Origin of the sequence: Brevibacillus brevis (assembly GCF_031583145.1) — a bacterium.
Taxonomy (GTDB): Bacteria; Bacillota; Bacilli; order Brevibacillales; family Brevibacillaceae; genus Brevibacillus; species Brevibacillus brevis_E.
The window spans coordinates 2,977,892-2,997,055 of the sequence record NZ_CP134050.1 but is presented as its reverse complement, the minus strand read 5'-3'; the positions used below and the strand labels follow the sequence as shown (position 1 = coordinate 2,997,055).

Annotated in this window: 18 protein-coding genes and 1 pseudogene; 1 reads left to right on the top strand and 18 read right to left on the bottom strand. The window is 55.5% G+C overall.

Annotation, left to right across the window (positions count from 1 at the left end):
- Positions 1-61: 61 nt before the first annotated feature.
- From RGB73_RS14885 to RGB73_RS14850, 8 genes and pseudogenes are all read right to left on the bottom strand, one after another.
- Complete coding sequence (locus RGB73_RS14885) at positions 62-1,717, bottom strand: flavin-containing monooxygenase (protein ID WP_310773868.1); 1,656 nt, start codon at positions 1,715-1,717, stop codon at positions 62-64.
- A 337-nt stretch (positions 1,718-2,054) separates the two neighbouring features.
- Complete coding sequence (locus tag RGB73_RS14880; RefSeq protein WP_310773866.1) at positions 2,055-2,510, bottom strand: SRPBCC family protein; 456 nt, start codon at positions 2,508-2,510, stop codon at positions 2,055-2,057.
- Positions 2,503-2,820 (bottom strand): ArsR/SmtB family transcription factor, encoded by a 318-nt coding sequence (locus RGB73_RS14875; protein ID WP_310773864.1) that lies wholly within the window; start codon positions 2,818-2,820, stop codon positions 2,503-2,505. The genes RGB73_RS14880 and RGB73_RS14875 overlap by 8 nt, the downstream gene beginning before the upstream one ends.
- Before the next feature lie 163 nt (positions 2,821-2,983).
- Positions 2,984-3,469 carry an MFS transporter gene (locus tag RGB73_RS14870; RefSeq protein WP_310774320.1) on the bottom strand — a complete coding sequence of 162 codons (486 nt, stop codon included), beginning with the start codon at positions 3,467-3,469 and terminating at the stop codon, positions 2,984-2,986.
- Positions 3,452-4,101, bottom strand: a pseudogene (locus RGB73_RS14865) (MFS transporter); the annotation flags it as partial. The pseudogene RGB73_RS14865 and the gene RGB73_RS14870, both read right to left, overlap by 18 nt.
- A gap of 128 nt (positions 4,102-4,229) precedes the next feature.
- Positions 4,230-4,664: a MerR family transcriptional regulator gene (locus RGB73_RS14860; RefSeq protein ID WP_310773862.1), complete on the bottom strand. Its 435-nt coding sequence runs from the start codon at positions 4,662-4,664 to the stop codon at positions 4,230-4,232.
- A 332-nt stretch (positions 4,665-4,996) separates the two neighbouring features.
- Positions 4,997-5,731, bottom strand: coding sequence for an SDR family NAD(P)-dependent oxidoreductase (locus tag RGB73_RS14855; RefSeq protein ID WP_310773859.1), 735 nt, complete (start codon positions 5,729-5,731; stop codon positions 4,997-4,999).
- A gap of 178 nt (positions 5,732-5,909) precedes the next feature.
- Complete coding sequence (locus RGB73_RS14850) at positions 5,910-6,398, bottom strand: DUF6022 family protein (protein WP_310773857.1); 489 nt, start codon at positions 6,396-6,398, stop codon at positions 5,910-5,912.
- 167 nt (positions 6,399-6,565) lie between these two features.
- Here RGB73_RS14850 and RGB73_RS14845 point away from each other — a divergent pair, with 167 nt between their 5' ends.
- A complete protein-coding gene (locus RGB73_RS14845) occupies positions 6,566-7,312 on the top strand; it encodes a MerR family DNA-binding transcriptional regulator (RefSeq protein ID WP_310773854.1) in 747 nt (248 codons plus the stop codon).
- Positions 7,313-7,414: 102 nt separating this feature from the next.
- On the opposite strand, the gene RGB73_RS14840 is transcribed toward RGB73_RS14845, so the two are convergent.
- The 10 genes from RGB73_RS14840 to RGB73_RS14795 all read right to left on the bottom strand — a co-directional run bounded on the left by RGB73_RS14840 (position 7,415) and on the right by RGB73_RS14795 (position 19,155).
- Positions 7,415-7,786 carry an acyl-CoA thioesterase gene (locus RGB73_RS14840; protein WP_310773849.1) on the bottom strand — a complete coding sequence of 124 codons (372 nt, stop codon included), beginning with the start codon at positions 7,784-7,786 and terminating at the stop codon, positions 7,415-7,417.
- A 37-nt stretch (positions 7,787-7,823) separates the two neighbouring features.
- On the bottom strand, positions 7,824-8,381 hold the full coding sequence (locus RGB73_RS14835) for an NUDIX domain-containing protein (RefSeq protein ID WP_310773846.1): 558 nt from the start codon (positions 8,379-8,381) through the stop codon (positions 7,824-7,826).
- Between the two features lie 93 nt (positions 8,382-8,474).
- Positions 8,475-9,515, bottom strand: coding sequence for a FecCD family ABC transporter permease (locus tag RGB73_RS14830; RefSeq protein WP_310773843.1), 1,041 nt, complete (start codon positions 9,513-9,515; stop codon positions 8,475-8,477).
- Positions 9,512-10,537, bottom strand: a complete 1,026-nt coding sequence (locus RGB73_RS14825) for a FecCD family ABC transporter permease (RefSeq protein ID WP_310773842.1) — start codon at positions 10,535-10,537, stop codon at positions 9,512-9,514. The genes RGB73_RS14830 and RGB73_RS14825 overlap by 4 nt, the downstream gene beginning before the upstream one ends.
- Before the next feature lie 99 nt (positions 10,538-10,636).
- Positions 10,637-11,662: an ABC transporter substrate-binding protein gene (locus RGB73_RS14820; protein WP_310773840.1), complete on the bottom strand. Its 1,026-nt coding sequence runs from the start codon at positions 11,660-11,662 to the stop codon at positions 10,637-10,639.
- Between the two features lie 109 nt (positions 11,663-11,771).
- Positions 11,772-13,103 carry an LLM class flavin-dependent oxidoreductase gene (locus RGB73_RS14815; protein ID WP_310773838.1) on the bottom strand — a complete coding sequence of 444 codons (1,332 nt, stop codon included), beginning with the start codon at positions 13,101-13,103 and terminating at the stop codon, positions 11,772-11,774.
- Positions 13,104-13,108: 5 nt separating this feature from the next.
- Positions 13,109-14,749 carry a helix-turn-helix domain-containing protein gene (locus RGB73_RS14810; protein WP_310773832.1) on the bottom strand — a complete coding sequence of 547 codons (1,641 nt, stop codon included), beginning with the start codon at positions 14,747-14,749 and terminating at the stop codon, positions 13,109-13,111.
- Between the two features lie 23 nt (positions 14,750-14,772).
- Positions 14,773-15,402: an RraA family protein gene (locus RGB73_RS14805; protein ID WP_310773829.1), complete on the bottom strand. Its 630-nt coding sequence runs from the start codon at positions 15,400-15,402 to the stop codon at positions 14,773-14,775.
- Between the two features lie 22 nt (positions 15,403-15,424).
- Positions 15,425-17,338, bottom strand: coding sequence for an IucA/IucC family protein (locus RGB73_RS14800; protein ID WP_310773824.1), 1,914 nt, complete (start codon positions 17,336-17,338; stop codon positions 15,425-15,427).
- A complete protein-coding gene (locus RGB73_RS14795; protein WP_310773823.1) occupies positions 17,335-19,155 on the bottom strand; it encodes an IucA/IucC family protein in 1,821 nt (606 codons plus the stop codon). Before RGB73_RS14795 ends, RGB73_RS14800 begins: the two co-directional genes overlap by 4 nt.
- Positions 19,156-19,164: the final 9 nt, after the last annotated feature.

Below are 19,164 nucleotides of genomic sequence, written 5' to 3'. Positions count from 1 at the left end.
AAAGGACTGTCTCCAGTCTTGCGGAGCCAGCCCATTTCATATTAGGGGAAATTTGTCACTCTTACAGCGGCGCTTGACTGCTTTTCGCAGCGGATTGCAAGGCGAAGCCCTCGTACCCTTTTTCTGCGATCTCGGTGCAAATGTTTCGGTAATGGCCGACGCCGCCCAGATAGATGGGGAAGCCGACCGGCTTGTCATGAATATTCGCTCCCGTGTACCACGACTGCGCTTTCGTAAACAAGGTGGAATCGGCGACCTCCCAGCAATGCCTGCTCCAGGCTTCTTCCGCCTCCTCCTTCGCTTCGATGCGGTCCAGTCCATGCTCGCGAAGGTATTCGATGCAGTCGCCGATCCATTCGACGTGCTGCTCGATGGAGACTGGCATGTTGCTTAGGACGGAGGGACTCTCCGGCCCCGTGATCATGAACAGATTGGGAAAGCCGGCGGTGGCGAGTCCCAGGTACGTCTTGGGGCGGGCTCCGTCCTCCCACTTCTCTCGCAGCGTCACCCCGCCTCTTCCGGAGATATTCAGCTTGAGGAGCGAGCCCGTCATCGCCTCGTACCCGGTCGCAAATACGAGGATGTCGAGCTCGAATTCGGTCTCCGCTGTTCGGATCCCTTTGGGGGTGATCTCGACGATCGGTTCCTTTCGCACGTCGACCAGCGACACGTTGTCACGGTTGTACGTCTCGAAATAATGAGTGTCCAGCACCGGTCGTTTGGTGGCGAAGTAGTAGCTCGGCAATAGCATCTCCGCCACTTTTACGTCGCGGACCGTTTCCTTGATTTTGCCCCGGATGAATTCGCATACCGTTTCGTTCGCCTCTGCGCTGATCGTCAAGTCTTTAAATGTACTGGAGAGGATCAGTCCTCCTTTTTCCCAGGCGGCTTCGTAGACGCGCCGGCGTTCTTCCTCGGTGACTTCCAATGCGGAACGGTCCGATCGCTCCCTTGGGAAACCGGTCGGAGATTCCCGCATCTTTTGTTTCGTCTCGTGAAAGCGTTCCTTCGCTTCTCGAATATCCTCCTCTTCCAGCAGGTGATTTTGGGCAGGAGCGCTGTACTGAGGCGTCCGTTGAAAGACGGTGAGATGGCTTGCTTCCTCGGCAATCACCGGGATCGATTGGATGCCGCTCGAGCCGGTTCCGACGACGCCGACCCGCTTCCCGCGAAAGTCCACTTTTTCGTGCGGCCAGTTACCGGTGTGGTACCACCTTCCCTGGAATCTCTCCAGACCTTTGAACGTGGGAACATTGGCGGTGGACAGACAGCCGACTGCTGTAATCAAATAGGTAGCGGAAACCGTGGCCCCATCATCCGTCCCAATCTGCCAGCGGCTGTTCTCTTCATCAAAGCACGCGGAAACGACCCGAGTCTGGAAGCGAATATCCCGTCGCAGGTCGAACCTATCCGCCACGAAATTGAGGTAGGAAAGGATCTCCGGCTGCTCCGGGAACCGTGAAGACCAGGTCCACTCCCGATAGAGCTCTTCAGAAAACATGTAATTGTAATAGATGCTTTCGGAATCACACCTGGCCCCTGGATAGCGATTCCAGTACCATACTCCTCCCACGCCTTCTCCCGCTTCGTACACCTGCACGGTAAAGCCCGCTTCCCGCAGCCGGTGCAGCATGTACAAACCCGAGAATCCAGCCCCTACCACGACGGCATCAAAAGTCGTTGACACGCCTTCGTCTGTTTGCTGGAAAGATGCCATGTTCCTTCCCCCTTTACCCGAATGGTTCACGCTCTTTACCAGAAGTGTATGATTTTTGCTGGTGTCAGAATATTACCAATTTTAGGGGTGGCAATTCCCCCAAATGGAGGAAGAAATGAAAAACAGCCGCATTTGCTGCGGCTGCTTCGAACAGGAGTTGATATTGGCCGATGGAACAAGCTCCTGTCATGCAGGATGAGAGTCATCAAGGTGCTGCGCCGAACGGTATCTCGCGCCGCTTCGCCCCATTTGAAGCATGCGAAAAACCGACACATTCTGCAATAAATCCAGCTTGTTGTGCTACCCAGCTCCGCGGTACTGTATCAAGCCACGCGGATCAGAGCGTTACCGGTGGAAGCGTGTTGCCCGTTTCGAGCAGTGTCTTCAGGTTGCTTAGAATGGCCGGCCAGCCGTTGTTCAATCCTTCGAAGGTGTCGTCCCGGTCCACAATGTCCTCCGGTGCGAGATTTTCATGGCGAAGCGTCAGCTTTACCGTCCCCTCCAATGGCTTCAGCTCAAAGGTGACCAGGGACGGCTGATCGCGAATGGCTTTGTCTCCGACATAGGTCCACGTAAAAGAAAGCACGCGGTACGGCTCGCACTTCTGAATTGTTCCGTAATCGGACACTTTTCCATCCCGCGAATACGTAATCCGCGACCCTTCCTTCCAGTCGGACTCGATTTTGCTCCCGAAGAAGTACTTTTCTGTAAAATCGCTGCTCGTCAATGCTTCCCAAAGTCTTTCCGGTGTAGTCGCAATGTAGGTGACGTACACAAAAGTCGTCTCAGCCATTGTTCTCCTCCTCAAGCGTTCTTTTCAATTCCTGCAAGGCCGCAACCCGGTGTCGCTCGAACTTGCCGATCCAGCGGTCGTAAATTTCGCCGATGGGGGCCGCATTCAAATAATGCCGCTTGCTGCGCCCCTGCCATTCCACGACGATGAGATTGGCCTCCTCCAGAATTCCGAGATGCTTGGTAACGGATTGGCGGCTCATGTCGAGATGGTCGCACAGTTCGGTCAGTGTCTGTCCGTTTTTCAGGAAGAGCTGGTCCAAAAGACGTCTACGGCTGGCATCGGCAAGAGCTTTGAATACTTTGTCCATGGAATCTATTATATGCAGCCAAAAGGTTGCATGTCAAATAACATGTCCGTTTCTTCCATTCCCCTCCCCATCCTTTCTGATCTCGTCCAATCAGCAAAAGAGCCCCGCAGATTCGCGGAGCTCTCGTCTTGGTTGAAATTTCGTTTAGGTGATGCGGCCGCTTTCAATGGCCGGAGCCGGCTTGGTCCACATGCTTGACATAGCGGCTGTTGAGTGTGACGAACAATACGGACAGCAGTACAAATCCTGCCCCTACGATAAATGGGACGTGCGGATTGAACCACTCGGCCAATTTGCCCGCCATAACCGGAGCGATCGCCCCTCCGATGAACCGCAGGAAGCTGTAAGTGGCAGACGCTGTGGAACGTTCTACCGGAGCAGCGTTCATGACACCCGTCGTGATCAGGGTATTGTTGTTACCCAGCAATGCCCCGGAGAAGATGACGGCCGCAATTACAACAGCCTGGGTGTTCGTCCAGATGCCCATCGCAAGCAGCGTCAGGCCAAACAAGGTCAGCATGGCCGACATCGATTTGACGGTTCCGAATTTCTGCTGCAGCTTCGGCGCCATGAATACCGATGTGATGGCAAGCAGGACCCCCCATCCGAGGAAGACGTATCCGAGACCGTGTTCATCCAGGCCGAGCACGAACGGAGCGTAAGCCATTAAGGTGAAAAAACCGAAGTTGTACAGGCACGCCGTCAGTCCGAAAACGACCAGGGAGCGATGCTTCATTGCGCGGAACGGATCGAGCAGGGACGTCTTCTTCCTCACCGATGCAGCGCCTTTTGCCTCCGCAGGCATCAGAATGGTAAGCGCGATGAACGCTACCACCATCAATGCCGCTACCCCGAAGAAGGGGCCCCTCCAGGAAATCGCTCCGAGCTCGCCTCCCAGCAGCGGTCCCACCGAGATCCCGAGCCCGATGGCCGCCTCGTATAAAATAATGGCTTTGGTCACACCGCTTCTGGACAAAGACACGATGGCGGTCAGTGCCGTGGCGACGAAGAGCGCGTTCCCGAGACCCACCCTCCGCGCAGCGATCCAAGCAGCCAGATGTGATTGGAAATACCTCCCAGGAATGAGAATAACGCAATAATGATAATTCCGGTCAAAAGCGTCTTTTTGACACCGAGGCGGGAAGCGATCGTCCCTGTGAACAGCATGGCGACGGCCATGACGGCGTTGTAACTGGTAAACAGCATGCTAACCTCGCTCGGCGTGGCATTCATCTTCTCCGCGATCGCCGGCAAGATCGGATCTACCAATCCGATCCCCATAAACGCGATGATGCCCGCAAAGAAAACCGCCCAAACCGAACGAGGCTGCTTGAGCAGACTCGCTTCCTGCAAATCGGCAGCATGATCACGGATTGCCGTTTTTTCTGAAGAATGCGCCATCTTCTGATTCACTCCCGGATTGCATTGTATTTCGCCTTAGCCGCCTGGACGCGTTGCTCCAATTCCAGCAATTCCGTCCGAAACATCGCGAGCTTCTCCAGCTTTTGGTCGATCATCTGAAGCTGTTTTCCCAGCGTCTGCTCCAGCACGGCAATTTTCTCCAGCTTCAAGGCGATGTCTTCCGTCTGCTTCGCTTCCGTACGCTGGGCGTCGAACTCTTCACTCATCTTGAGGAATTCCAAAAGTTCAGGCAAGGAAAAGCCGAGGACCTCACGCGCGCTGATGATTTTCTTCAGCATCTCCACGTGCTTGTCTGTATAGAGGCGGTATCCCCCTTCGCTGCGTTCTGGCGGAGACAACAAGCCGATTTCCTCGTAATAGCGAACGGTGCGCTTCGTCAACCCGCATTCCTTTGCCACTTCCTCGATTTTATAGATGTTCATGACATCGCTCCCTTCGACTGTTGGTGCTTCATCAGGTATAAGGTAGCATAGTGGTAACGTTTACGTCAACGTTAGTTCTCGGCTTATTTCACGGGAAACTCCATGTCCGTATGAGCAGGTCATCCTCTTTCCCCCAGTACCCTATCTCGAACAAAAAAAGCATCTGCAGATGGCCCCACAAATGCGAGTCATCCTCAGACACTTTTCTTTCCCAGTCATTTTGCAAGTAATACGATCATGATTTTGCAGCGCAGAGCCTACATCTCACTACAGCCGTTGGTCATTGCTTTTCGCAATTCCAGCTTTTGGAGTGGGTTGAACCTAGCATAAAATTACCTCAGATATCCTCCATTGTTCAGATCGAACGTCGCCCCTGTATAATGCTTCGACTTCTCTGACAGCAAGAACACAACTGTATCGGCGACATCTTCGGGTAAAACCGGCGTATCAATCAGCTGGTGACTTTCATACTCCTGTTTCCTCCAATCCGGTATGATCTCCATCATGGGCGTCTTCACCATCGTAGGAGCAACTGCGTTCACGCGAATATACGGGGAGAAATTGATCGCGCAGCTTTTCGTCAAACCCAGGATCGCGGCTTTTGACAATCCATAAATGGCGTCGGAACTGCCTTCCAGTCCTGACACCGATGACATATTCACGATCACACCTTTACGTTTGCTCTCGAGCAAATGCTTTCCGAATTTTTGGGAGAAATAAATAAACCCCTTTAGATTCACATCCAGGACCTGATCGATTTCAGCGGTTTGATAGTCCAGTATATTTTTTCCGAAATAAATGCCGGCATTATTCACCAAACCATCGATGTCGGAATGCTCCCTTTCCACCTCTTGAAAAAAGGCAGCGACCTGTTCATATTTGCTTACATCTAGCCGATAGGTATGTAGCGCATGATGGGAATCCATTGACCGTTGTAATTCGCGGATGGACTCTTCCTGAATGTCGCAGGCAATGACGGAAGCGCCTTCCTGTAAGCACTGCTTGACTATTTCTTTACCGATTCCGGAAGCGGCGCCAGTCACGATTATTTTCCTGTCTTTCAACATGGAATTGCTCCTCTCGCTTTGGACTGCTTGTTTCTTCCTCTTAACCATTTCACAAGATTTCCCTTTTTCCTTTTTTGGATATAGTCCGAAAGCAAAAGGCTGCCAAATCAAATATTGGCAACCTTTCTACACATCGTCTACCAGACGTTGCCCGTTCGCAGTAAGCCTATGTGACCAATTATTCCTTGATACGCCGAATTCCTTGTACGATCTGCTCCCGATCACTCTCGCGCAATGTGTACAGCACCGGCGGCGACGGAATATCGAACTTCAGATGAGAGTGGGGAATGTCCGTAAACAGCGTCCCGAGCGGTTGGCCTTGTGGATTTTGGATCACATTCCAGAACACTCTGGATCGGTTGTCTTCCGCACCCCATTTTTCCAGCGAGTTTCGGAAAACCAGGCATTTGCCGATCACGAAGTCATGTTTCTCGGTCTCTTCCATCACGCCGAAGCCAGCTTCCTCCAGCCGCTCGAACAGCACAGGCATCAGCTGATCCAAATAGAGACCGTAGGCAGCGTCCTCGATCTCGCGAAAGGCTGCCGTCAGTTGTTTGTGCATAGACCCATACAACGCTCTCCATTGCAAAGCAATATAGCGGTTACCAGCTTCGCCAATTTCCTCGATGGTCATGTCTTGCGAGAAAGTCGGGAAATGTTCTTTCACAAATACGCACCTCCAATTTTTACCTGCCACTTTATTGTATAACATGCAAGCCAATTGGAAGGTTATCGGCTTTTTGGCGAACAAACTAGGCGAGATTTCTGCAAAAGCTTATAATCAAGTGTAAGCTTTACTGATAATGGGATGACCAGGAAGGGAAAGATGGAGCGTTGACTTGCTATCCGCAAAAAATCGCAGCGAAATTTATGATAAGCCCCAGCACCCTGCGAAATTACGAAGCCAAGGGATTGATCCCTCCCGCAGAGCGAGGGGTAAACGGCTACCGGATGTTTACGGAGATACACGAGGCTTACTTGGCATGTATTCAAGCCATGTCCCCGGCTTTTGGCATGGAAGTGACGACCGAGGCGCTGCATCGACTACGCGAAGACAAGCTGCATGAAGCGTTGTGGATCGTCAAGGAAAAGGAAGTGTCGTTGTACGAGGGAAAAGGGAAGCTGGTACAGCTGGTCCGGGAAATGGAGCGGTATGCGAGCGCCAACGGGGCTTCTGAAGCAGAAGAGTGGCTCACGATCAGGGAAGCAGCCGCACGCACAGGAGTTCCCAAGTCCGCCATTCGTTACTGGGAAAAGGCTGGCCTTCTCGCCGTGCAGCGAGATCCCGCGAATGAGTACAGGCGATACCGAACTCCTCATCTGTTTGTCATCCGGTTGCTGCAAGTCTTGCAAAGCGCCGTCTATTCCGAGACCACCGTGAAGCTCAAGCAATCCATAGCTGCAGCGGAACAAACCGATATCCCGCAAATCCAGGAGCTTGCCGCAAATATCCTCGCGTTTCTCGATAAAGTCAATGCATCCCAGATTCGGGGTATCGCCTATTTATACCGTCTCATTCGCATGACGAAAGCGGAGGGCTTAGACGAAAGCCAACCGTGGGAAGAGAACCTGCTTCCGTAGCCCACCCAGCTGCATCAATGGTTCATCGGTCCTCCCTGCACATACAAATGCCCCCGTGTCATGTCGGGCTCTACCGAAACACACGGGGGTTGATCTGCGTTTTTACCTCGCTAGCCGGCGTATCTCATCCGGGACGCGAATTTTTTCTCCGGTTTTTGCATCGATGGAAACGAGCGTCGCCTCCGCTTCCAATACGAGCTCTTCATTCTGGTTGACGATCGTATGCTGGAGAACGAAGCTCGTATTTCCTACACGGATCAAAGCGGTATGCACCTGCAAACGGTCGCCGAGAAACGCTTCTTTTTTGTACGAGGCGCTCAGATGGGCCATAAACGAGCGGATGCCCACCTGTCCGAAAGCCTGGTACCAGGGCTGGCGGGCGCGCTCCAGAAACTCCAAGTACTTGACGTTGTTCACATGGCCGCCGCGGACCGCGTCCTCCTGAACGACGATTTCATGTGGAGTGGTTGTCATATGTATTCCTCCCTATTCATTATGAAAGAGGACAACGTCACAGCCTGAAATAGACATCCCCACTGCCCTGGCCCGTCGCCTTCCGATCGATGGCAAGCCCTCCTTCTTTCGCATGGAGAGCGACATCGATCAGCCAACGGGTAAAACTGGCCACGTCCATGTCCTGCATTTCCTCCAGGGAGAAAAATCCCGCTTGATCGACTTCTCTCTCATCCGGCTTCGGCTCGCCCTCGATGTATTCCATTTCGAACGCGATGTATACGTTGTGAACCGCTCTTGGTTGATCCCGCAGCGCCACGATGCTTCTGACCTCCGCCCGGACTCCCGTCTCCTCCCACACTTCCCGTGCGACGGTCTCCTCGATGGGCTCCAATTGTTCGATGTACCCTCCCGGATTGGTCCACTTTCCCTTGCCCGGTTCTTGCGCCCTTCGTACGAGCAGCATTTTCTGGTCCTTGAATACGAGCGCTCCCACTCCGACACTGTAATTTCCCCAATGGACGTTGCCGCAGGACGGACATGCTCTCCGCTCCACACCGTCAATCATGCGGGTCTCCATCGAATGACCGCATGATACGCAGAAGTTCACTGCCATGTTTCATCCATCCTTCTATCTTCTCGATCTGCTGTTGTCTTGTTCCAAGAAAATGATAGCAGATTTCGGTAGGAAAGAGATACGGGGAAATGTTCAACGATTCCGATTGCGATACAGCAAATATATGAAAAACGGTGCGCCTACTCCCGCCGTAAAGACGCCTGCGGGAACATCAAGAGGCAGAAACGCTGTCCTGCCCAGCGTATCAGCCATGACGAGCATGAGGCTGCCGACCAGCGCAGCCACCGGGATCAGGGCGGCAAAGGACCGGCCGACCAGCTTTCTCGCAATATGCGGTGCGAGCAGACCGACAAATCCCACTGCCCCTGCGACAGCTACCGCCGAACCAGCCAGCGCGACGCTAAACAGCAGCAGCAGAAAGCGATGCCGCTGTACGGATGCCCCCAACCCTTTGGCGAGATCGTCCCCGAGCTCCTGGACGTTGACATTGCGGGCAAAGACGAATGCGAGCGGAATGAATGCGGCCACCCATGGAAGCAGCGTATACACGTTTTCCCAGGAGGCTCCGTAAATGCTTCCCGTAAGCCAGATGTATGCGCGACTCGCAGCTTGGGCCGGACTGAGAATCAGCATGAACATCGACAAGGAACCGGTCGCCGCCGAAAAGCCGATACCGATCAAGACGAGCCGCGTTGGGGTGACTCCTTTGTTCCAGGCCAGCACATAGATGAGGAAGGACACCAATGCACCGCCCAAAAAGGCGGCAACCGGAAGCCAGCGGATGCTGACAGTGCCGGCGAGATACGTAATAAAGGCAACCGCGGCAATCGTCGCTCCCCCTGTGATTCCTACGATATCCGGCGACGCGAGCGGATTGCGGATCATCCCTTGCAAAAGCAAGCCGGACACAGCAAGAGCCGCTCCGACCAACAGCGCCAACAGAATTCTCGGAAGCCGGAGGGTATGGATCACCATCGCGTGCTCGGCAGTCCCCCGTCCTGCCAGCGCCTTGATCACGTCGATTGGTGCGATTCCTTTGTTGCCCACCCCGATGCTCCAGATGACGAAGACAATGGTGAAAAGGATCAGGGCAGCAAGCACAACGACGGTTCGCTTTTGCACCAGGAACGAAACCAGTCCTGTTTTGCTACGGTACGTAAGCAGTTGATTCATGACGAGACCCCTTTCGAGTGAAACCCGTTCCGTGCGATCCAGACAAAGAACGGCGCCCCGATCACCGCCGTCATCACTCCGATCGGCACTTCGCCCGGCATGATCAAAAAACGCGCCGCGATGTCCGCGAGCAGCAGCAATATGGCACCGAGTATCGCGCTATAAGGGATGATCCAGCGATAGTCGACTCCGACGAAGAAGCGGGAAATATGCGGAATGACGAGACCGACAAAGCCAATGGATCCCGCCACGGCCACCGAGCTGCCAGCAAGCAAAACAACGGTGATGGCGACGAGTACCTTCACCGCGAAGGTTCGCTGCCCCAACCCTTTGGCTACATCCTCTCCGGACGTGAGGATGTTCACTGGCTGAGCCAGCGCCTGCGCGCAGACCCCGGCGAGCAGCATGTATGGGAGCACGGGAACAATCCCTTCTGTCGCTTTGCCCGCAATCGACCCGGCCAGCCAGAACAGGACGCTCTGCAAGCCGGCTTCATCCAGCACCAGCATGCCTTGGGTAAACGAAGAAAACAAGGCCGACATCGCTGCCCCGGCCAATACGACCTTGACAGGAGTCAACCCGTCCCTGCCCAGCGAACCGAGGAAGTAGACGGCCATCGCGGCGACGGCTGCCCCCGCAAAGGCAACCCAGACGAGCTGGTCCAGTGAGGTGATCGGCAGGAAAGCCAGGGCCAAGACAACAAAGAAGACGGCCCCTGCATTGATCCCGAAAATGCTCGGCGAGGCCAGCGGATTGCGCGTCAACGCCTGCATGAGTGCCCCCGCTACCGCCAGATTCGCCCCGATCAGCATGGCAAAGATGGCGCGTGGAAGTCTGGTGGTGAGGATGATGACATGGTCAGTCGATGATGGATCGAAATGGATGAATGACTCCACCGTCGTCAGAAAGCCGATCGGCGTCGAGCCGAGGGCGATGCTGAGCAGAAAGCAAACGATCAGAAGCAGGAAACCAAACACCAACCCTGCTGTTTTCCACGAGGTCTGGTGAAACAACGGACGCACAAGCACCCTCCTTTATCGAAGCATTCGAATGATACGCCGGGAAACCCAGCCGAGGCTGTTGACACCGGTGATGGTCAACAGCCTCATGAATGGCTCCCGCTATTTCAAACCGTAAAACTCAACCAAATCCTTCAGCATTTCTTGCGCGGCCAGCGGGCCTGATCCGTTATTCCACACAGCCGTGTCTACCTCGTAGACGCGATTGTTTTTCACAGCCGTCAAGGTTTTCCACAACGGATGTCCGGTCCACTCCTTGCGCAAATCCAGCCTTCCGTCATCCCTCGTCGTACTTGTCTGATCGAAGATGATATCCGCTTCCATCTGCGGGATGTTTTCTTTGGAGGTGAGCTTGACTCCCCACTCTTCCCCCTTTTGAGCCGCAGGGCGAGCGATCCCCAATTCGTCCAGAACGAGCGCGGAAAAGCCGGTATAGACGATGCGCGCGTGGTCGGGGCGGAAGTCGACAATCCCGGCCTTCAAATTCAGCTTGTCACCCATCTTTTGTTTGAAATCGGCGACCTGTTTCCCCCAATCGGCGAGAAATTTTTGCTCCTCTTCTTTTTTGTTCAAGGCTTCGGCAGAGAGCTGCAGCGTGTTTTTCCACAGATGCACTTCTTCCTCCATGACCGTGGGTGCGATTGCCGAGAGCTGTTCGTAAATCTTTTCATGCCGGGTTTTGGCGCCGATGATGAGATCCGGCTTGAGTGCGACGATCTCCTCGATATTCGGCTGATTCTCCGAGCCGAGATTGGTGACGCCCTCCATTTTGTCCCGTATGTAGTTGTACCAAGGTTGTTCGATCCACGATTCGACTGCGCCTACCGGCTTGACTCCGAGCAGCAGCGCGGCATCCGTAGCCCCTTGATACAGTGTCACGACCCGCACTGGAGTGCCTTTGACTTCGGTCGTCCCCATCGCGTGTTTGACAGTGCGAACCTCCTGGCCTTTCGCATCGGACGCTGGCGCCTGCTGCCCCGGCGCCTCTGATTTCGGCGCTTCCGCAGATCGCGGTGTAGAAGTCTGAGCAGTGGAAGCACTCTCCGTTCCCGACCCGCACCCGGCGAGCGCGAAAACAAGGGCAAGCATCAACGCCAGGACATACGGGAACATCTTTCTTTGATCCATCTCTGTTTTCCCCCATTCAACTTCTTGGATGATATTGATTCTCATTATTGATTATAGAGATGAACACTCCAACTTGAACATGGAGAAAACCGACTTTCTTTTGGACAATTCAGACCTTCTGGTGCAGACTCTCTCGTGTCAGCCCATAGTGCTCGCGCAGCGTACGGCCTGTGTACTCCGTCCGGAATATCCCCCGATTTTGCAGCTCCGGTATGACCTTGTTCACGAAGTCGTCCAAACCGATCGGCAAAAGCGGCGGCATCAGATTGAAGCCGTCTGCCGCGCCGCTTAGCAGCCAGCTCTCCATCACATCGGCAATTTGTACGGGCGTACCCGCAAAGGTGAAGTGTCCTCGTCCCCCTGCCGTCCGAATGATCAACTCCCGAATCGACAAGCTTTCCCTCCGTGCCAGATCGACATAGAGCTGGAAGCGGGCTTGCTGGCCCTTGATCTGGGATATGTCCGGCAAAGCCTCAAGAGGGACGGGGCCGTCCAACGGGTAAGCGGACAAGTCCGTATGCAGCGTGTCCGACAGGCATTGCAGGCCGTAGGCCGACACGCTCAGCTCGTTCAGTTCCCGCTCCTTTTCCTTCGCCTCCGCTTCCGTATCCCCGATATACGGGATAAAGCCCGGCAAAATCTTCATTTGTTCCTCGCTGCGACCGTACTTTTTCATCCGCTTTTTCACATCGGAGCGAAAGGCGATCGCGTCTTCCCGTGTGTTTTGGACCGTGAATACCACCTCTGCCAATTCGGCAGCAAACTCTTTTCCGTCCTCGGAGGAGCCTGCCTGCACCAGAACGGGATAAGTCTGGGGGGAACGCGGAATATTGAGGGCTCCGCGAACGGAAAAATGGCTACCGTGGAAATCCGCGGGGCGAATTTTTTCGATGTCCGCATAGAGTCCCGACTCCTTGTCGATCACCAGCGCTTCTTCGGACCAGCTGTCCCACAGCCGTTTGACTACTTCTACGAATTCCCTGGCCTTGTCGTAGCGCTCCCGATGCTCCAGATGCCGCTCCCGGCTGAAGTTTTGCGCCGTCGCGTCGCCTGTCGAGGTGACGATGTTCCAGCCCGTTCGCCCTCCGCTGATGTGGTCCAGGGAAGCGAACTTCCGGGCGAGGTGGTACGGCTCGTTGTACGTAGTCGATGCTGTGGCCGTCAGCCCGATCCGGTCGGTCACGGCCGCTATGGCAGACAGCAGCGTGAACGCTTCCATCTGTGGAATGACCCGGTGTTGGATCGTTTTTGTCAGCCGGTACTTTTCCGCAAGAAAGACCGAGTCCATTTTCCCCCGCTCTGCTGTTTGCGCCAGTTTTTGGTAGTAGTCGACGCTCGTAGCGAGATGGGGCGACGCTTCCGGATGGCGCCACGATGCTTCATGGTGTCCGGTACTGAGAATAAACAGGTTCAGATGCAGTTGTCTCTTGGCTTGACTCACTACTATCACCTCGTCAACAGATTGTGGTCAGCAAAAGCAGGAAGCAGCAATTGGGCCATTTTTTGGAGGAGCAGGTCATGGGAATGGGCGTTGTAGCTCGTGTACAGATGCCGGGCGTCATGCAAAAAGGAGACCTTTCCGGTTTGGACCGCCTGCAAGCCTTGCCATTCCGTGCAGGATGACAAAGCTGTGATTTCCTTTCCGACAGCCTCGTCCATGCGCTTGCTGCCATCATGCCTGTAGCTCGTAACCAAAATCCGGTCCGCTTCAAACGCGGTCAACCCCGCCATCGTCACTTCCCGGTAATGTCCGATCTCTGCCACTCCCTTCGGCACTTGCACTCCCAAGTCTCCGTAAAGCACGGCTCCCACGTTTCGCATGCCGTATACGCACATCTTCCCGACCCCGATCCCGACGACCAGGATCGATTCATCGCCGATCACCCTTTGGAGCTGCCGGCGAATCTCTGCCGCCTGATGGTCGTAACGCTCCAGCCATTCCCGGGCTCTCTCTTCTTTTCCCACAATGCTGGCGATCGTCTGAAAGTGCGTTCTCCAGTCGTCTGCCTGGGAAAGGGCAACCGTCGGGGCAATCTGCTCCAAAAGCTTTTCCTTTGCCGTCGGTTCTCTCTCCGGCAGAATGCGGGTGACCATGACGTCCGGTTGGGCCCTCACCAGCTTTTCCAGGTCGGGGAATGAATCTCCGATCGCGATGGTGCGCTTCAGCCGGGCCGAGAGTGGAAAAGCGCCGTTCACGACGGCGGCATACGGCTCGATCCCAAGTGCCAGCAAATGGCCCGTAGCCTGATGGTTCAACGCGGCAATTTTGCAGCCGCTCCGGATCTTTTTGACGAAGGCGGCAGGCGAATGTCCGGTCTCGGCTTTGAACCTGCGGCTAAAGTAAAACTCGTCGCTAAAGCCCACCTTGTGCGCGATTGTCCGCAGCGACTCGCCCTTGGATTGTACAAGCAGCTGTCTGGCGTGCTTCATCCGGATGCCGGTCAAGTACTCCAACGGGCTCAGGCGGACCAGCTTCTTGAACGCCCGTGAATAATAATCCGGTTGCAGTCCGGCCAACCTAGCGAGCTGCTCCCGGCTGATCGCAGCGGGATAATGCTCTTCCATATAGGATAGGGTCAGCGCGATCCCTCGCTTTGCGTCAGGCTTTGGCGGTGCAGCATGCTCACGGAGGAGGCCAAGGATCATTTCCTGAAAGAGGATGTTGGCTCGCATGGCTTCCCACGCGTCTCCCCTTTGCAGCATTTGCTTGGCTTCTCGGATCTTTTCGGCCAGAGAGTCAACATTCCCGGGAGAGATCGGTTCCAAATTCGGCAGATGTGCCGGGACGAGACCCCCGTGGCCGTCTGATTCAAAGGCTTGGAAACGAACGCGGTCGTACGCAGCCTGGTCCTCTGCGGGAAGGAAAAACTGGACGGTTGCGCCCGGCGTCAGCCAAAATAATGTTGGCTGACGCAGGCTATACGTCCGCCCGTTCACCGCAATCCGGCCTTCCGCTGCATGAATCAGCAGCCATCCATCGTGCGAATTGTCGTGTTGATATTCAAGAGGGCAAGCGGTCTCGTGCTGGATATCTAGTACGCGGTACAAGCACGAAGCGAGCCGCGTGAACGGATCTAAACCGTGCATTGGGTGTTCTCTCTTCTCTTCGTTCACGTCCCTCTCTCCCCGTTCCGATCTGCATATCCATACTCTTGCCGCTTCACGGCTTCCCTGCGTTCTTTTTCCATGGCCCGGCGCCCGATTTCCTCCGCTTGCGAAGGATGTACGACAAAGACACCGTCGTCGTCGCCCACGATCAAATCGCCAGGCTGAACGCTCACCCCGCCGACGCTGATGGGCGTGTTGACTTCTCCTTGCAGCTCCAGCGCCCGGGTATTGAGCGCACTGATTCCCTTGGAGTAGACCGGAAAACCCAGCCCTGCGATCACGCGGACATCGGCGACGCACCCGGACACGATCACCCCCGCCAGCTTTTTCTGCAAGGCTGCATAGGTCCGAAATTCCCCCCAGCACGCTCGCTCCTCATCGCCTGACATATCTACCACGAGGACATCCCCTGGCTGAGCCAATTCGAGCGCGTAGCGGATGGCCGTCGAGTCGATGTGGGGGATTCGGACGGTGACGGCGTTTCCCAGCAGGCGGATCGGTCGAAACAACGGCTGCAGACCTTTCAGAAAGCCGAAATCAGTCAAATGCCCAATCGTCGAAGGACTGATCTGACGATACAACTCGAGCAGCTCCGGCGTTACTCCCTGCACTCTCGGTTGAACATGAAACATGGCGGCATCCTCCCCTGTCCTCTTAGGTAAACACGCGGGCTTTCGCATGAAACGGATTCGGCGCTTCGCCTTTTCCATATGGCATGCTGCTGGGCACCTTCGCATGATGCTTCAAGAGCGGCCGGATGATTTGTTTCCAGGGCCACGTTGCTTTACCAAACAGCTCCTGCTGCAAAACGGCTTGCACTTCCTCTGCCAAAGTCGCTTGACTCACGGCTGCCTCCAGGCATTCCTGCAAAGTCTGCCACAGTTTGTCTTCCCCGAGGCCGTAGTGGCGAGACAAGCATTCGATGATCGCATAGCTGTTCACGTGAATCCCGAGCATTTGGAAAAAGGAAAGCAGGCTCTCGGGCGTCTGGTGGTAAAGCGACTCTGGCACTCCGGGACGCAAGGTGTACTTCGGATCCTCCAAACCATTGCCCAGCAGCCAAGGAACGTGCACCCGGAGCGAATCGTGATCGCGCAGCAGCAGCCCGATGATCTTGCCTTCCCGCCAGACCAGCACCGCGTTTTGCCCGTGAACCTCCGGCATCATCCCGCGTGCGAACAGGCGGACGCACACGTCAAAGAACGGCTGGATGACTTCGCGCAGCAGCTGATGAATCGCCGATTCGCTCCGCCTTTCCCCGATGAGCGCCAGCCATTCGTCAAACAAGTGCCCGGCTTCGCCTCTCCCGCATACAGCCAAAGCCGACATCGGTACCAGGCGAATGTTCGGGTCTTCCATCCATGCAGCCGGATACTGCCGAACGAGCGCGGACAGATGGCGCGGCGAGTCTGCAAACAAATCGCGGTTCTCCGGCAAATAGGCCCACCAGTTCGTCTCGTCGCACAAGAACAGTCGCTTGTTCAGTACGTCATCCCCTTCTACGGCCTTCCTCAGCAGCTGTTCCGCACGTTGGCCGTTCATCAGCTTGACCGCAGATAGGTAGCGCAGCCCACCCAAAGAGCGAATCCCCAGGGGCAGCTTGACGTGGTGACTGCCGGCGTCGGCAGGTAGCAACGAGCGAACCGACGAGGTGGCGGAGAATGCGCCGGCTTGCGCACGCAGCGGTATGCAAATCCCCTCTTTGATCTCCTTCGCCAGGTGCCCAGGCAGTACGTTCTCCATTTGCCACGGATGGACAGGAAGCAGAACGAAGCTTTCCGGATCCAGTCCTTTTTCGTTCATTTCCTCAAGGATGGGGTTGCGTTCCTTTTCCGAAAGCAACAGAGTCATCGGAGCAGCAGCCTGGGGCTGGCCGCAAATCAACCGCTCTCGATGCACCGCCATCCAATGCAGAGTAATCTGGCCGCCGTACTCCACCGTATAGCTGCGGCACTCATCCTTCCCCCATCCCAGCTTGACCTTGGATACGGGGTGAAACGGGCGATCGCGGAAAGCGGCCTTCTTCTCCGCCTGCAAAAATGCGGTGGAAGATGGAGCTGAAAGCACCTGCTCGGGCAGTTCGTTTTCCAGCGACCAAGAGGTTTGCAGCAGCGTCCCCTCCAGCATGTGCAAAAACTGTTCGAGACTGGCCGGATCGATGATGCCGGGCTGACTCTCGTAACGCTCACGCAAACGCACCATCAGCTCCTTCGGTCCGAGCTTTTGGAGCATAACGTGATGGCGCTCATCCAGGCTCGCTTCATACAGTCCAAGCTCAGCCTTGAAACGGTACGGCTGAACGATTGCGGGTTCCAACGGAAAAACAATCGTTCCTTCTACTTCCTCTCCGCAATTCCAATGGAAAACGTAAGCCTGATCCAACGATGCTCCCAAGCAGTCTCGCAGGGCTTGCAGCACGGGACGGCATGGAGCTGTTGCCAGCCACGCTTCCGGAGACAACAGCTCCGCATCTGGAAGCCCAAGGAAAAACTGCTCCGCCAGCAGCGCATTGACCAGATCCTCCATGACGAGCCTTTCCGCATCGCTCCCTGTCGCATTCATCCTCATGCTTCGCCTCCTCGCCTTCTTCGGTAATGGTACAGCGGATTGGGCACTGGCTTGGGCTCCACTTCCGCATTCTTCCACATTCTTCTTCGCGCTAGCTGTTCGACCATGATCGTTTCCGAGAACAAATCATACCAGTCGTAGGCCTGCCGATACTGCGGGTGTTCTTCCTGGTAGCGATAGATGACGTCCGCAACCATTTTCCAAAACGCCTCTTCCGGCAGCCCGTAAGACTCCGCCAAAAAAATGGACAGCTCGCCGAGGCAGACGAAGAAAAACGCACTGTGCAAAAAGTCTTTGACCGCTGGAAGATCGTCGGTCTGCATATACGAATGTCGGTTGATTGCCCGATGATGGGCGGGTTCCCTGTGAAGGTCGGGGCAAACGTCCGGCCTTGGCAGATGTCCCTTGGAGAACCGTACGCCATCGTGAAAATCTTTGAGGGCCACACGCGCTGGCCAGCCGTCTCGGTGGATCAGGATGATGTTTTGGGCATGGGATTCCAGAGCCAGCCCGTGGGCATACAGCATATGGATCAAAGGCGTGACCGTCACATCAAGCAGTCGGCGTGTCCACCCTTCCAGACCATACTTGCCGATCCATGGGGAGATCGCCGGCTCCTGCCGAACCATCAGGCTGAGCGCGTGAAACGGGAGTGCTTGTTCCTCCGCATCTACAAAGCGATGCACGCTTTGCCTCCAGATGACGCCGAGGCTTCCATAGGCCTGCAACTGAGCGGCGGCAGGAAGCTTTTCATACTCGTACGTGATTCCGGCAAATTCGCCCAGGAACTGAACGCCGAGCTCTTGGATCGTCTCGTCCTCCTGTGCCAGAGCGAGCAGCCAGTTCGTGACGAGCGGCGCATTCAACACCGTATGCTTGGCCAGCATCCGCTTGGTCGACGTATTTGTGATGCCGAGTGCCAGCTTGAGATACGACTTTTCGGGAGCGGTGGCATTGGCCCAGCTGCGAATGGACTGTTGGGCGCGGTACACGTCTTCTCCCGTCCCGAGCATGACGATCGTCTGGTCGGCCAGCTGCGAGTGAAAAACGGGAAGAACGACGTTTTCCCACTGCCAGGGGTGGACAGGCATCAGCCAGTAGTCCGCTTCCTCCAGTCCTCTCTCGCGCAGTCTGGCGGCAAACGCCGCAAAGGTCTCGCTCCCCAGTTCCTCCTTGACAAGCGCCACATAATCGATGCCGTCCAGAGAGGAAAGAACACTGTCGGTCTTCGCTACCGCCAGCCAGATGGGCCGCAGATCCGCCTGGAACTCCGGGCCGTACAGCTGGTTTTCCCGCAAATGAAAACCGATGCGCGACTTGTAGCAAGGATGGTAGGGATGTCCGTCCAGAAGGCTTTCCCACTCGTCGTAGGTCGGTTCGTTGCGGGACGCTGGAGCAGCAGCCCTGTGCATTTGCGCCTGGATGTCCTTCACCAGCGTCTGCTCCAGCTCATCCAGCAGTATTGCCAGACGCTCATCGGGCAGCACTTGGCCCAGCACTTCCTGGACGAACAGCGGCAGCGTGGCTGCCGTCTGCATGCCGCGAGAATCCCGGCGCCTTACCGTCCCTCTTCGCACCCGAATCCGGTCGAATGTAAATTGCCGCTTGCCCTCAAACACGTAGTCGACTGATTCTCCGAGCTTGGTTTTTCCCGGAATCGCAACCCGTCCTCCCATCATGCCGCCTGGAAACAGCAGCTCCCGGGGGAGAATGATTTCCTCGTATGCTACGGCTTCGATCAGTTGGCACAAAACCCGATCCTGGACCCTTTCGCCAATCTTGGACAAATCCGGCTGAATCCCTTCACGCGTAATCATGGACACACC

What these genes read in the sequence shown, in the direction of transcription:
- RGB73_RS14885 (WP_310773868.1), bottom strand. Translation starts at nt 1,717, where the DNA reads ATGGCATCTTTCCAGCAAACAGACGAAGGCGTGTCAACGACTTTTGAT.
- RGB73_RS14880 (WP_310773866.1), bottom strand. Translation starts at nt 2,510, where the DNA reads ATGGCTGAGACGACTTTTGTGTACGTCACCTACATTGCGACTACACCG.
- RGB73_RS14875 (WP_310773864.1), bottom strand. Translation starts at nt 2,820, where the DNA reads ATGGACAAAGTATTCAAAGCTCTTGCCGATGCCAGCCGTAGACGTCTT.
- RGB73_RS14860 (WP_310773862.1), bottom strand. Translation starts at nt 4,664, where the DNA reads ATGAACATCTATAAAATCGAGGAAGTGGCAAAGGAATGCGGGTTGACG.
- RGB73_RS14855 (WP_310773859.1), bottom strand. Translation starts at nt 5,731, where the DNA reads ATGTTGAAAGACAGGAAAATAATCGTGACTGGCGCCGCTTCCGGAATC.
- RGB73_RS14840 (WP_310773849.1), bottom strand. Translation starts at nt 7,786, where the DNA reads ATGACAACCACTCCACATGAAATCGTCGTTCAGGAGGACGCGGTCCGC.
- RGB73_RS14835 (WP_310773846.1), bottom strand. Translation starts at nt 8,381, where the DNA reads ATGGCAGTGAACTTCTGCGTATCATGCGGTCATTCGATGGAGACCCGC.
- RGB73_RS14830 (WP_310773843.1), bottom strand. Translation starts at nt 9,515, where the DNA reads ATGAATCAACTGCTTACGTACCGTAGCAAAACAGGACTGGTTTCGTTC.
- RGB73_RS14820 (WP_310773840.1), bottom strand. Translation starts at nt 11,662, where the DNA reads ATGGATCAAAGAAAGATGTTCCCGTATGTCCTGGCGTTGATGCTTGCC.
- RGB73_RS14810 (WP_310773832.1), bottom strand. Translation starts at nt 14,749, where the DNA reads ATGCACGGTTTAGATCCGTTCACGCGGCTCGCTTCGTGCTTGTACCGC.
- RGB73_RS14805 (WP_310773829.1), bottom strand. Translation starts at nt 15,402, where the DNA reads ATGTTTCATGTTCAACCGAGAGTGCAGGGAGTAACGCCGGAGCTGCTC.
- RGB73_RS14800 (WP_310773824.1), bottom strand. Translation starts at nt 17,338, where the DNA reads ATGAGGATGAATGCGACAGGGAGCGATGCGGAAAGGCTCGTCATGGAG.
- RGB73_RS14795 (WP_310773823.1), bottom strand. Translation starts at nt 19,155, where the DNA reads ATGATTACGCGTGAAGGGATTCAGCCGGATTTGTCCAAGATTGGCGAA.